Genomic DNA, 12451 nt, shown 5'->3' on the forward strand with positions numbered 1-12451 from the left:
CTGTTATTCGCGCCATTGGCGCGAACAAAGTCTTACTCTTCTTTTTCCTGCACCGGCGCGGGTGGCGGACGCAGACCAATTTCAGCGGTCAGCTTCAACTCCTTGCCATTGCGCATCACCTGAATCGTGACCTTGTCGGTCGGTTTGATCCGCGCCACCTGGTTCATCGACTTGCGGCCATCGCCCGCAGGCTCGCCATCAATGCTCAGAATCACGTCACCCAGTTGCAGGCCGGCCTTCTGCGCCGGGCCGTCGCGGAAAATCCCCGCCACCACAATCCCCGGACGCCCCGACAGACCGAACGACTCCGCCAGTTCCTGAGTCAGCGGTTGTACTTCGATCCCCAGCCAGCCACGAATCACCTGACCGTGCTCGATGATCGACTTCATCACTTCCATCGCCAGTTTCACCGGGATCGCAAAACCGATCCCTTGCGAACCACCGGACTTGGAGAAAATCGCAGTGTTGATCCCGGTGAGGTTGCCGTTGGCATCCACCAGTGCGCCGCCGGAGTTGCCCGGGTTGATCGCTGCGTCGGTCTGGATGAAGTCTTCGTAGTTGTTCAGGCCGAGCTGGTTACGGCCGGTGGCACTGATGATGCCCATGGTCACGGTCTGGCCGACGCCGAACGGGTTGCCGATGGCGAGGGCGACGTCGCCGATGCGGATGTTGTCGGAACGGCCGACAGTGATCGACGGCAGGGTTTTCAGGTCGATCTTCAAGACGGCGAGGTCGGTTTCCGGGTCGCTGCCGATCACGCGGGCCAGGGTTTCACGACCGTCCTTCAGTGCCACGACAATCTGGTCGGCGCCGGTGGTGACGTGGTTGTTGGTCAGGATGTAGCCTTCCGGGCTCATGATCACGCCGGAACCGAGGCTCGACTCCATGCGTTTCTGCTTCGGCGAGTTGTCCCCGAAGAAACGACGGAACTGCGGGTCTTCGAACAGCGGATGGCTCGGCTTGTTGATGACTTTGGTGGTGTAGAGGTTGACCACCGACGGCGCGGCGATGACCACGGCGTCGGCATAGGACACCGGCCCCTGCTGCGTGCTGGTGGTCTGCGGGGCCTGGTGCAGGTTGACGTCGAGGCTCGGAAGCCCGACCCACTGCGGGTAACGCTGAATAATCAACAGAGCGATAAGCACGCCGGCCAACAGCGGCCAGCCGAAAAAACGCAGCGCCTTGAGCATTAAGCACGTCCTGGAAAAGTTGCAGGCGGGGTCAGACCGCCCATAATGTCGCGCATTATACGAGGCCGCGCGTGCCTCTGAACGGGATATTTAGGAGTCTTTCATGGCCGTCGCCCTGAGCACCCTGGTCGAAGAAGCCGACCGTTACCTCGGCAGTGCGAAAATTGCCGATTATTGCCCCAACGGCCTGCAGGTCGAGGGCCGCCCGCAAGTGATGCGCATCGTCAGCGGCGTCACGGCCAGCCAGGCGCTGCTCGATGCCGCCGTCGAAGCCGAGGCCGATCTGGTGCTGGTACACCACGGTTACTTCTGGAAGGGCGAGAACCCGTGCGTCACCGGCATGAAGCAGCGGCGCCTGAAAACCTTGCTCAAACACGACATCAGTCTGCTGGCGTATCACCTGCCGCTGGATCTGCACCCGGACGTCGGCAATAACGTGCAACTGGCCCGGCAGCTCGACATTACGGTCGAAGGGCCGCTGGATCCGGACAACCTGAAGATCGTCGGCCTGGTCGGCTCGCTGGACGAGCCGGTGACCGCCCGCGACTTCGCCCGTCGTGTACAGGAACGCATGGGTCGTGAGCCGCTGCTGGTCGAGGGCAGTGCGATGATCCGTCGGGTCGGCTGGTGCACCGGCGGCGGTCAGGGCTACATCGACAACGCCATCGCTGCCGGCGTCGATCTGTTCCTCAGCGGTGAAGCCTCCGAGCAGACGTTCCACAGCGCCCGGGAAAACGACATCAGCTTCATCGCCGCCGGCCACCACGCCACCGAACGCTACGGCGTGCAGGCGCTGGGTGACTATCTGGCGAAGCGTTTCGCCCTGGAACACATCTTCATCGACTGCCCGAATCCGATCTGACTTTTCCCTGAAAAGCACCCGAACGAGCGGGCATATTCATATGCCCTTTCGATCTAGTTGGCGTCCTGATTAGAAGGGGTCGCTGTGCTAGGATTCCCCGCTCGAACACGGCCCGCTGGCCGTTCATAAGAAAGCTTTCGTGAGTAGCCATGGTCGACAAACTGACGCATCTGAAACAGCTGGAGGCGGAAAGCATCCACATCATCCGCGAGGTGGCCGCCGAGTTCGACAACCCGGTGATGCTGTACTCCATCGGTAAAGACTCCGCCGTGATGCTGCATCTGGCACGCAAGGCGTTCTTCCCGGGCAAACTGCCGTTTCCGGTGATGCACGTCGACACGCAGTGGAAATTCCAGGAGATGTACAAGTTCCGCGACAAGATGGTCGAAGAGCTTGGCCTGGACCTGATCACCCACGTCAACCCGGATGGCGTTGCGCAGGGCATCAACCCGTTCACCCACGGCAGCGCCAAACACACCGACATCATGAAGACCGAGGGCCTGAAGCAGGCACTCGACAAGCATGGTTTCGACGCCGCCTTCGGCGGAGCCCGTCGCGATGAAGAGAAGTCCCGCGCCAAGGAGCGCGTCTACTCGTTCCGCGACAGCAAACACCGCTGGGACCCGAAGAACCAGCGTCCGGAGCTGTGGAACGTCTACAACGGCAAGGTCAACAAGGGCGAATCCATTCGTGTGTTCCCGCTGTCGAACTGGACCGAGCTGGACATCTGGCAGTACATCTATCTCGAAGGCATCCCGATCGTTCCGCTGTACTTCGCCGCCGAGCGCGAAGTGATCGAGAAGAATGGCACGCTGATCATGATCGACGACGAGCGCATCCTCGAACACCTGTCCGACGAGGACAAGGCGCGCATCGTCAAAAAGAAAGTGCGTTTCCGTACCCTTGGCTGCTACCCGTTGACGGGCGCGGTGGAGTCCGAGGCCGAAAGCCTGACGGACATCATTCAGGAAATGCTCCTGACGCGAACTTCCGAGCGCCAGGGCCGGGTCATCGACCACGATGGCGCAGGCTCGATGGAAGATAAAAAACGTCAGGGTTATTTCTAAGGGGTTGTCATGTCTCACCAGTCTGATTTGATCAGCGAGGACATCCTCGCCTACCTGGGCCAGCACGAACGTAAAGAGCTGCTGCGCTTTTTGACCTGCGGTAACGTCGACGACGGCAAGAGCACCCTGATCGGGCGCCTGCTGCACGACTCGAAGATGATCTACGAAGATCACCTCGAAGCCATCACCCGCGATTCGAAGAAAGTCGGCACCACCGGTGACGACATCGACCTGGCATTGCTGGTCGACGGCCTGCAGGCCGAGCGCGAGCAGGGCATCACCATCGATGTCGCGTACCGCTATTTCTCCACCGCCAAGCGCAAATTCATCATCGCCGACACCCCCGGCCATGAGCAGTACACCCGCAACATGGCCACCGGTGCATCCACCTGTGACCTGGCGATCATTCTGGTCGACGCCCGTTACGGCGTGCAGACCCAGACCCGTCGCCACAGCTTCATCGCATCCCTGCTGGGCATCAAGCACATCGTTGTCGCCATCAACAAGATGGACCTCAAAGGCTTCGATCAGGGCGTGTTCGAGTCGATCAAGGCCGACTACCTGAAGTTCGCCGAAGGCTTGAAGATGAAGCCGACGAGCATGCACTTCGTGCCGATGTCCGCTCTGAAGGGCGACAACGTGGTGAACAAGTCCGAGCGCTCGCCGTGGTATACCGGCCAGTCGTTGATGGAAATCCTCGAGACCGTGGAAGTGGCGGGCGACCGCAACTTCACCGATCTGCGTTTCCCGGTGCAGTACGTCAACCGTCCGAACCTGAACTTCCGCGGTTTCGCCGGCACCCTGGCCAGCGGCATCGTCAAGAAGGGCGACGAAGTCGTGGTCCTGCCGTCGGGCAAGAGCAGCCGCGTGAAATCCATCGTCACCTTCGAAGGTGAACTGGAACACGCGGGTCCTGGCCAGGCCGTGACGCTGACCATGGAAGACGAGATCGACATCTCCCGTGGCGACCTGCTGGTACACGCCGACAACGTACCGCCGGTGACCGACAGCTTCGAAGCGATGCTGGTGTGGATGGCTGAAGAGCCGATGCTGCCGGGCAAGAAATACGACATCAAACGCGCCACCAGTTACGTGCCGGGCTCCATCGCCAGCATCGTCAACAAGGTCGACGTCAACACCCTCGAAGAAGGCCCGGCGAGCGCGTTGCAGCTCAACGAAATCGGCAAGGTCAGGATCGCGCTCGATGCGCCGATCGCCCTCGACGGTTACGACAGCAACCGCACCACCGGCGCGTTCATCATCATTGACCGTTTGACCAACGGCACCGTTGGCGCCGGCATGATCGTCGCGCAGCCAGTGACCCATGGCACGGCTACGCACCACGGCAAGCTGGCCCATGTAGCGACCGAAGAGCGCGCTCAGCGTTTCGGCCAGCAACCGGCGACCGTGCTGTTCAGCGGCCTGTCCGGCGCTGGCAAGAGCACTTTGGCGTACGCAGTCGAGCGCAAACTGTTCGACCTCGGTCGTGCGGTGTTTGTACTCGACGGCCAGAACCTGCGTCATGACCTCAACAAGGGTCTGCCGCAAGATCGCGCCGGTCGTACCGAGAACTGGCGTCGTGCCGCTCACGTGGCGCGTCAGTTCAACGAAGCCGGTCTGCTGACGCTTGCTGCGTTTGTGGCGCCGAGTGCCGAAGGTCGTGAGCAGGCGAAAGATCTGATCGGCAAGGAGCGTTTGCTGACGGTCTATGTCCAGGCTTCGCCGACTGTTTGCGCAGAGCGTGATCCGCAAGGGTTGTACGCTGCGGGTGGCGATAATATTCCGGGTGAGTCTTTCCCGTATGACGTGCCGTTGGATGCTGATCTGGTGATCGATACTCAGTCGTTGTCGCTGGATGAAAGTGTGAAGCAGGTGTTGGATCTGTTGCGTAAGCGTGGCGCGATTTAAGCGTTAGCTGCTGATAAAAAAGCCCGCCGGTGAGTGATTATCGGTGGGCTTTTTTTTGGGGTGTTTGGGGTGAATATCCGTTGCTGCGGTAACGGCGGCTTATGGTTTCGCCCTTACGGCGAGTCACTTTTTTCAAACGCCAAAAAAGTAACCAAAAACGCTGGGCCCCGGCGTTCGGCACCTCGCTTTGGCTCGGTGTTCCTTCGTTCCGGGATTCATCCGGGGGCATCGCCTACGGTTTGCTTCGCTGCACCTCCTCTCGATGTGTTTGGCTCCGCCAAACGGCGCTGCGCGCCCACCCCCGGATGAATCCCTCCACTCAGCCTGCCGAAGGGGCCGGCACGTCAAAAGCGGTACTCGAGCTAACGCTCATTGTGTTGAGTGTTGGGAAGCCAAAAGCTAAAGGCGAACTGCTTTCCTGTGGGAGCCAGCCTGTTGGCGATGGCGGTCTGACGGCTGGCCGGCCTGTTTCTGTCGGGGGCTCCCTCAGGGGGATCAGCGTTGGTTTGGGTATTCGCGGTGCATCTGCTCCAGCAGCGCATCCTTGTCTTGCCACAGCTGGTTGATCCAGCCCTGGAATTGCAGGCGGTATTCGCCGTCCTGGTCGTAGTTCTTGCCGATGAACTGCGCAGGGATTTTCAGTTCTTCAAAGTGCACCACTACATCCCGCACGTTGCCGCACAGCAGGTCCCAGAAGCCTGGACGCCCGCCCGGGTAGTGGATGGTCACGTTGACGATGGATTCCAGCTGTTCGCCCATCGCATCGAGCACGAAGGCAATGCCGCCGGCCTTGGGTTTGAGCAGGTATTTGAACGGTGACTGTTGCTGCGCGTGCTTGCCTTCGGTGAACCGTGTGCCTTCGACGAAGTTGAAGATGCCCACCGGGTTGTCGCGAAATTTCGCGCAGGTCTTGCGGGTGGTTTCCAGGTCTTTGCCTTTCTTTTCCGGGTGCTTCTCCAGGTACGCTTTCGAGTAGCGTTTCATGAACGGAAAGCCCAGCGTCCACCACGCCAGACCGATCACCGGGACCCAGATCAGTTCCTGTTTGAGGAAGAATTTCAGCGGCTGAATTTTCCGGTTGAGCACGTATTGCAGCACCAGGATGTCGACCCAGCTCTGGTGGTTGCTGGTGATCAGGTACGAGTGCTGATAGTCCAGACCTTGCAGGCCGCTGAGGTGCCAGCGGGTGCGGCGGACCAGGTTCATCCAGCCTTTGTTGTTGCTGATCCAGGCTTCGTGGGTGTGGCTCATCAGCCAGCGCGAGGCACGGCGTGCGAGGTCGAACGGCAGCACTTTGATCAGCGCCACGAGAAACAGGAACGAGCACAGCAGGATCGTGTTCAGCGCCAGCAGCAGCGCGGCGATCACGCCGCGCAGGGTGGCAGGGAGAAAAGCCAGCATCAGGTCAGATATCCAGAGGTCGGTTGGCAGCTTGAATCGCGGTCAGGGCGATGGTGTAGACGATGTCGTCGACCTGCGCGCCGCGCGGCAGGTCGTTCACCGGTTTGCGCAGGCCTTGCAGCATCGGGCCGAGGCTGACGCAATCGGCGCTGCGCTGCACGGCTTTGTGCGTGGTGTTGCCGGTGTTCAGGTCGGGGAACACGAATACCGTGGCGCGACCGGCCACCTGGCTGTTCGGCGCCAATTGCCGGGCCACGGTTTCGTTGGCGGCGGCGTCGTACTGCAACGGCCCGTCGATCAGCAGCGAGTGCTGTTGTTCGTGGGCGAGCAGGGTGGCTTCGCGGACTTTCTCGACGTCCTCGCCGGTGGCCGATTCGCCGCTGGAGTAGCTGATCATCGCCACCCGTGGCGTGATGCCGAACGCGGCGGCCGAGTCGGCGCTTTGCAGAGCGATCTCGGCCAGTTCGCTGGCGCTCGGGTGCGGGTTCATCACGCAGTCGCCGTAGACCAGCACTTCTTCGGGGAACAGCATGAAGAATACCGACGACACCAGCGTGCAGCCCGGCGCCGTCTTGATCAGTTGCAAGGCCGGGCGGATGGTGTTGGCGGTGGTGTTGATGATGCCGGAGACCAGTCCGTCGACTTCATCCAGCGCCAGCATCATGGTGCCGATCACCACCGTGTCTTCCAGTTGCTGCTCGGCCATCGGCGCGTTGAGGCTTTTGCTCTTGCGCAGGGCGACCATCGGTTCGACGTAGCGCTCGCGGATCAGGTCCGGGTCGAGGATTTCCAGCCCCGGCGGCAACACGATGCCCTGGGCTCGGGCCACGGCTTCGACGTCTGCCGGTTTGGCCAGCAACACACAGCGGGCAATCCCGCGTTCCTGACAGATCGCCGCCGCTTGCACGGTGAACGGCTCGCTGCCTTCGGGCAGCACGATGCGTTTGTTGGCGGCCTGGGCGCGTTGAATCAGTTGGTAGCGGAACACCGCCGGTGACAGGCGCATTTCCCGCGGCGTGCCGCAGCGCTGGTGCAGCCAGTTGGCATCCAGATGACTGGCGACGAAATCGGTGATGATCTCCGCGCGCTCGCGGTCGTCGACGGGGATTTCCTTGTTCAGGCCGTTGAGCAGGTTGGCGGTGTCGTAGGAACCGGTGCTCACCGACAACACCGGCAAGCCAGCCTGCAACGCGCCACGGCACAGGTCCATGATGCGTGGATCCGGCAGGGTGTCGCTGGTCAGCAGCAGGCCGGCCAACGGTACGCCGTTGATGGCCGCGAGGCTGACGGCGAGGATGATGTCGTCGCGATCGCCGGGGGTCACTACCAATACGCCGGGCTTGAGCAGGTCCACGGTGTTGCGCATGGTGCGCGCGCAAATGATGGTCTTGGTCATGCGCCGGGTTTCGTAGTCGCCGGCGTTGAGCACCTGGGCGCCCATCAGGTCGGCGACGTCTCGGGTGCGCGGGGCATTGAGTTCGGGCTGGAACGGAATGCAGCCGAGCAGGCGGAAATCACCACTGCGCAGCAACGGCGAATGCTCTTTCAGGCGCGCGGCGAAGGCGTCCATGCTTTCGTCGGTCTTGACCTTGTTGAGGATCACGCCAAGGACTTTCGGGTCTTTCGGGCCGCCGAACAGTTGCGCCTGCAACTCGACGCGACCGGACAGTTCGGTCAGCACTTCGTTTTCCGGCGCCGAGACCAGAATCACCTCGGCGTCCAGGCTCTTGGCCAGGTGCAGGTTGACCCGCGCGGCATAGCTGGCGCTGCGGGTCGGCACCATGCCTTCGACGACCAGCACGTCTTTGCCGATGGCCGCCTGCTGGTAGAGAGCGATGATTTCTTCGAGCAGCTCGTCGAGCTGACCGTCGCCGAGCATCCGCTCGACGTGGGCCAGGCCCAGTGGCTGCGGCGGCTTCAGGCCGTGGGTGCGGGCCACCAGCTCGGTGGAGCGCTCAGGGCCGGTGTCGCCCGGATGCGGCTGGGCAATCGGTTTGAAAAAGCCGACTTTCAGCCCGGCCCGTTCCAGCGTACGCACCAGCCCGAGGCTGATGGAGGTCAGACCCACACCAAAATCGGTGGGCGCGATAAAAAAAGTTTGCATGCGGATTCTCTAAGGGTGCATGGCAAGGGCGTTGGCCTATGGCTGGCCTTCCACCGGTTTTTCAGGCGTCAAGGTTAGCGCTAACCGAGCCTTGAGCGCACCAACCGCAAGCAAAGGGTTGGCCTATTTTTTCAATACGTTGCGTTGCGTCCAGCACCCATGCCCGTGACTGCCACGGCGGCTGGTGACGCAGGTGCTGGGTATGGCCGCAGGAAAGTTCGGCCACCCAGTGACCGTCCTCGTCCTGATGGAAGCCTGTGATCGTCGAATCCCGTTTGTCAGGGTTGTGTTCGCTTTCGAGCGATTGCTTCGCTAAACTTGGCCTTTCTATATTCTTATGCAAAAGGTCTCGCCCCATGCTGATCGCCGCCAATAAGGCTGTCTCCATCGACTATACCCTGACCAACGACGCTGGTGAGGTCATCGACAGCTCCGCCGGCGGCGCTCCGCTGGTTTACCTGCATGGCGCAGGCAACATCATCCCGGGCCTGGAAAAAGCCCTGGAAGGTAAAACCGTTGGTGACGACCTGCAAGTTGCAGTCGAGCCGGAAGATGCCTACGGCGAATACGCTGCCGAACTGGTCAGCACCCTGAGCCGCAGCATGTTCGAAGGCGTTGACGAGCTGGAAGTCGGCATGCAGTTCCACGCTTCGGCGCCGGACGGCCAGATGCAGATCGTCACCATTCGTGACCTGGACGGCGACGACGTCACCGTCGACGGCAACCACCCGCTGGCCGGTCAGCGCCTGAACTTCAAAGTGAAGGTCGTTGCCATCCGTGACGCCAGCCAGGAAGAAATCGCTCATGGTCACGTCCATGGCGAAGGTGGCCATCACCACTGATTTTCTGCGCTAAGCTCAGAGAACTGGAGAGGCGCCCGAGGGCGCCTTTTTAGTCCGCGGCTGTCCTTGGTGGCCTCGCCAAGTGGCTGTTTCGAGTAGAAAACGGGAATCTGGAGTTCGTCATGAGTGCTTTTCACGACCTTAAGTTGACAGCCCTGGATGGTCAGGAGCTACCGCTGGCACCCTTCAAGGGCCAAGTCGTGCTGGTGGTCAACGTCGCCTCCAAATGCGGCTTGACCCCACAGTACGCGGCGCTGGAAAACCTCTATCAGCAATACAAAGGCAAAGGCTTCAGTGTGCTGGGCCTGCCGTGCAACCAGTTTGCCGGTCAGGAACCGGGCAGCGAGCAGGAGATTCAGGAATTCTGCAGCCTCAACTATGGCGTGAGTTTTCCGTTGTCGAAAAAGCTCGAAGTCAACGGTCACGATCGCCATCAGCTGTACCGCCTGCTGGCGGGCGAGGGTGCCGAATTTCCCGGTGACATCACCTGGAATTTCGAGAAATTCCTGCTCGGCAAGGATGGTCGTGTACTGGCCCGCTTCTCGCCGCGCACGGCGCCGGATGATCCTTCGGTGATTACGGCGATTGAAAAAGCCCTGAGCTGAAACGCGAAAATCGCAGCCATCGAGCTGCGATTTTTTTTGCCTGTCTTTTGACCCTTAATCATTCAGATCAATAATGCTTTCGGCTGGTTGAAACTCCGCATATTATCGCCGTCATATGAATCACCTGCCCGTCGATGACCTTTTCGTGGAGCCTCCCATGCCTGTTCAAGCCTTGTTCAAACCGTTCCAGCTCGGTGCCCTCGAACTGCCGACCCGTGTGGTCATGGCGCCGATGACCCGTTCGTTCTCTCCGGGTGGCGTACCCAATTCCAAAGTGATCGAGTACTACCGTCGTCGTGCGGCGGCCGGTGTCGGCCTGATCATTACCGAGGGCACCACCGTCGGCCACCAGGCCTCCAACGGTTACCCGAATGTGCCGCAGTTCTTCGGCGAAGCGGCACTGGCCGGCTGGAAGAAAGTTGTCGACGCGGTGCACGCCGAGGGCGGCAAGATTGTCCCGCAACTGTGGCACGTCGGCAGCGTTCGTCGCATCGGTACCGAGCCGGATGCCAGCGTGCCGGGCTACGGCCCGACGGAGAAACTCAAGGACGGTCAGGTCGTGGTGCACGGCATGACCAAGCAGGATATCCAGGACGTGATCGCAGCTTTCGCCCAGGCTGCCAAAGATGCCCAGAGCATCGGCATGGACGGCGTGGAAATCCACGGCGCCCACGGTTACCTGATCGACCAGTTCTTCTGGGAAGGCAGCAACCAGCGTACCGACGAATACGGTGGCAGCCTGGCCAACCGTTCGCGTTTCGCCATCGAGCTGATCCAGGCCGTGCGCGCTGCCGTGGGTGAGGGCTTCCCGATCATCTTCCGTTTCTCGCAGTGGAAACAGCAGGACTACACCGCACGTCTGGTGCAAACCCCGGAGGCGCTGGGCGAGTTCCTCAAGCCGTTGTCCGACGCTGGCGTGGACATCTTCCACTGCTCGACGCGTCGTTTCTGGGAACCGGAATTCGACGGTTCCGAACTGAACCTGGCCGGCTGGACGCGCAAACTGACCGGCAAACCGACCATCACTGTCGGCAGTGTCGGCCTCGATGGCGAGTTCCTGCAGTTCATGGTCAACACCGACAAGGTCGCACAACCGGCCAGTCTGGAAAAACTGCTGGAGCGTCTGAACAATGACGAGTTCGATCTGGTGGCGGTAGGTCGCGCGCTGCTGGTGGACCCGGACTGGGCGCAGAAAGTGCGCGAAGGCCGCGAGCAGGACATTCTGCCGTTCAGCCGTGAGGCGTTGATGACGCTGGTTTGATTGCAGTGGGGGGCTTGTCGCGCAGGTCGCGGCAAGCTCCCTGCAAATGGTTTTCAAACTGCTCGATGATGGCCGCCCAGCCTTGGCGACTGGCATGCTGGCGGGCGTTCAATCTGACGCAACGCAAGGTTTCATCCTCTTCCAGCAGCCACTGCGCTGCATCGCAAAACGCCTCTTCATCCCCCGGCATCGCCAACACGCCGTTGTAGCCGTGGCGAATATGCTGCGCAGCCGCTGCCTGATCGTAGGCCACCACGCCAAGACCCGAGGCCAGCGCCTCCAGCACGACGTTGCCGAACGTCTCGGTCATGCTCGGAAACAGGAACAGGTCGCCAGACGCATAGTGCGCTGCCAGCGCTTCGCCGCGTTGTGAGCCGCAGAAAATCGCCCCGGGCAATTCTTTTTCCAGGGCCACCCGCTGCGGTCCGTCCCCGACGATGATCAGCTTCAGATTGCGCTGTGGATAAGCACTGGCGAGCTTGTCGAAGCAGCGCTTGAGCAGGCCGAGATTCTTTTCTGGCGCCAGGCGTCCTACGTGAATCACCGCGATGTCCTGCTCGCTCAGTCCCCATTGCTCACGCAGGGCGTTCAGGCGTTTGGTCGGGTGGAACAACTGACTGTCGACCCCTCGGGACAGCAGTGCGAGACGATCGAAATGTCGTCGTTCCAGTTCCAGACGCTGGCTGACGCTCGGCACCAGGGTCAGCGCCGACCGATTGTGGAACCAGCGCAGATAGTGGGTCAGCAATCGTGTCAGCAGGCCGAGGCCGTACTGGTTGGTGTACTGCTGGAAATTGGTGTGGAAGCCGCTGACCACGGCGATGCCCAGGCGGCGCGCGGCTCGCAGTGCCGACAACCCGAGCGGGCCTTCGGTGGCGATGTACAGCACATCCGGGCGCTGGCGTGTCCAGCGGCGCAGCAACTTGTGCATCGACGACTGACCCCACTGCAACCCCGGATAACCCGGCAGCGGCCAGCCTCGGCACAACAGCAGCGCATCGTCTTCACTGCGCTGCGGATCGTCACCCTGACGTGGCCGCACCAGTTCCACCCGATGCCCGCGCGCGCGCAAACCGTCGCACAAGCGGCCAAGGGTATTGGCCACCCCGTTGATTTCCGGTGGGAAGGTTTCGCTGATCAGAGTGATGTGTAGAGCTGTCGTCATGGCCTCAGTGTCGGCTGAGGCCATGTCGTGGTTGTGACGTTCGGAT

General features: G+C 61.2%; 11 protein-coding genes. 6 read left to right on the plus strand and 5 right to left on the minus strand.

All coding sequences use genetic code 11. The features are described 5' to 3' along the window. Positions 1-32: 32 nt before the first annotated feature. Complete coding sequence (gene algW, locus AC1RR7_RS19580; RefSeq protein WP_096818989.1) at positions 33-1190, minus strand: Do family serine endopeptidase AlgW; 1158 nt, start codon at positions 1188-1190, stop codon at positions 33-35. A gap of 103 nt (positions 1191-1293) precedes the next feature. Between algW and AC1RR7_RS19585 the strand changes: the two genes are divergently transcribed. The 3 genes from AC1RR7_RS19585 to cysN all read left to right on the plus strand — a co-directional run bounded on the left by AC1RR7_RS19585 (position 1294) and on the right by cysN (position 5027). Beyond that, positions 1294-2052 carry a Nif3-like dinuclear metal center hexameric protein gene (locus AC1RR7_RS19585; RefSeq protein WP_102619445.1) on the plus strand — a complete coding sequence of 253 codons (759 nt, stop codon included), beginning with the start codon at positions 1294-1296 and terminating at the stop codon, positions 2050-2052. Between the two features lie 149 nt (positions 2053-2201). Beyond that, entirely contained in the window at positions 2202-3119 is a 918-nt protein-coding gene (cysD, locus tag AC1RR7_RS19590) for a sulfate adenylyltransferase subunit CysD (protein WP_096818994.1), read from the plus strand. A 9-nt stretch (positions 3120-3128) separates the two neighbouring features. After that, positions 3129-5027, plus strand: coding sequence for a sulfate adenylyltransferase subunit CysN (gene cysN, locus AC1RR7_RS19595; RefSeq protein WP_096818996.1), 1899 nt, complete (start codon positions 3129-3131; stop codon positions 5025-5027). Between the two features lie 495 nt (positions 5028-5522). Here the strand turns inward: cysN and yihG are convergent, their stop codons facing one another. From yihG to AC1RR7_RS19610, 3 genes are all read right to left on the minus strand, one after another. Beyond that, a complete protein-coding gene (yihG, locus tag AC1RR7_RS19600) occupies positions 5523-6428 on the minus strand; it encodes a 1-acylglycerol-3-phosphate O-acyltransferase, YihG family (protein WP_493158217.1) in 906 nt (301 codons plus the stop codon). 4 nt (positions 6429-6432) lie between these two features. Further along, a complete protein-coding gene (gene pta, locus AC1RR7_RS19605) occupies positions 6433-8532 on the minus strand; it encodes a phosphate acetyltransferase (RefSeq protein WP_096819000.1) in 2100 nt (699 codons plus the stop codon). A gap of 61 nt (positions 8533-8593) precedes the next feature. Continuing rightward, on the minus strand, positions 8594-8920 hold the full coding sequence (locus AC1RR7_RS19610; protein ID WP_096819002.1) for a DUF3565 domain-containing protein: 327 nt from the start codon (positions 8918-8920) through the stop codon (positions 8594-8596). On the opposite strand from AC1RR7_RS19610, the gene AC1RR7_RS19615 reads away from it, so the two are divergent. The 3 genes from AC1RR7_RS19615 to AC1RR7_RS19625 all read left to right on the plus strand — a co-directional run bounded on the left by AC1RR7_RS19615 (position 8889) and on the right by AC1RR7_RS19625 (position 11240). Further along, a complete protein-coding gene (locus tag AC1RR7_RS19615) occupies positions 8889-9374 on the plus strand; it encodes an FKBP-type peptidyl-prolyl cis-trans isomerase (RefSeq protein WP_096819004.1) in 486 nt (161 codons plus the stop codon). The two genes, AC1RR7_RS19610 and AC1RR7_RS19615, sit on opposite strands and share 32 nt — an antisense overlap. 122 nt (positions 9375-9496) lie before the next feature. Next, positions 9497-9979, plus strand: a complete 483-nt coding sequence (locus tag AC1RR7_RS19620; protein WP_007959082.1) for a glutathione peroxidase — start codon at positions 9497-9499, stop codon at positions 9977-9979. 157 nt (positions 9980-10136) lie between these two features. Further along, positions 10137-11240 (plus strand): NADH:flavin oxidoreductase, encoded by a 1104-nt coding sequence (locus AC1RR7_RS19625; protein WP_085711765.1) that lies wholly within the window; start codon positions 10137-10139, stop codon positions 11238-11240. Here the strand turns inward: AC1RR7_RS19625 and AC1RR7_RS19630 are convergent. Then, positions 11209-12429: a glycosyltransferase family 4 protein gene (locus AC1RR7_RS19630; RefSeq protein WP_102619448.1), complete on the minus strand. Its 1221-nt coding sequence runs from the start codon at positions 12427-12429 to the stop codon at positions 11209-11211. The genes AC1RR7_RS19625 and AC1RR7_RS19630 overlap by 32 nt on opposite strands. Positions 12430-12451: the final 22 nt, after the last annotated feature.

The organism is Pseudomonas sp. GW821-FHT11G12, assembly GCF_058808055.1.

Bases quoted from the DNA above. Each gene is read 5' to 3' on its own strand.
- algW (WP_096818989.1), bottom strand. From the start codon at position 1,190: ATGCTCAAGGCGCTGCGTTTTTTCGGCTGGCCGCTGTTGGCCGGCGTG.
- AC1RR7_RS19585 (WP_102619445.1), top strand. From the start codon at position 1,294: ATGGCCGTCGCCCTGAGCACCCTGGTCGAAGAAGCCGACCGTTACCTC.
- cysD (WP_096818994.1), top strand. From the start codon at position 2,202: ATGGTCGACAAACTGACGCATCTGAAACAGCTGGAGGCGGAAAGCATC.
- cysN (WP_096818996.1), top strand. From the start codon at position 3,129: ATGTCTCACCAGTCTGATTTGATCAGCGAGGACATCCTCGCCTACCTG.
- yihG (WP_493158217.1), bottom strand. From the start codon at position 6,428: ATGCTGGCTTTTCTCCCTGCCACCCTGCGCGGCGTGATCGCCGCGCTG.
- pta (WP_096819000.1), bottom strand. From the start codon at position 8,532: ATGCAAACTTTTTTTATCGCGCCCACCGATTTTGGTGTGGGTCTGACC.
- AC1RR7_RS19615 (WP_096819004.1), top strand. From the start codon at position 8,889: ATGCTGATCGCCGCCAATAAGGCTGTCTCCATCGACTATACCCTGACC.
- AC1RR7_RS19610 (WP_096819002.1), bottom strand. From the start codon at position 8,920: ATGGAGACAGCCTTATTGGCGGCGATCAGCATGGGGCGAGACCTTTTG.
- AC1RR7_RS19620 (WP_007959082.1), top strand. From the start codon at position 9,497: ATGAGTGCTTTTCACGACCTTAAGTTGACAGCCCTGGATGGTCAGGAG.
- AC1RR7_RS19625 (WP_085711765.1), top strand. From the start codon at position 10,137: ATGCCTGTTCAAGCCTTGTTCAAACCGTTCCAGCTCGGTGCCCTCGAA.
- AC1RR7_RS19630 (WP_102619448.1), bottom strand. From the start codon at position 12,429: ATGGCCTCAGCCGACACTGAGGCCATGACGACAGCTCTACACATCACT.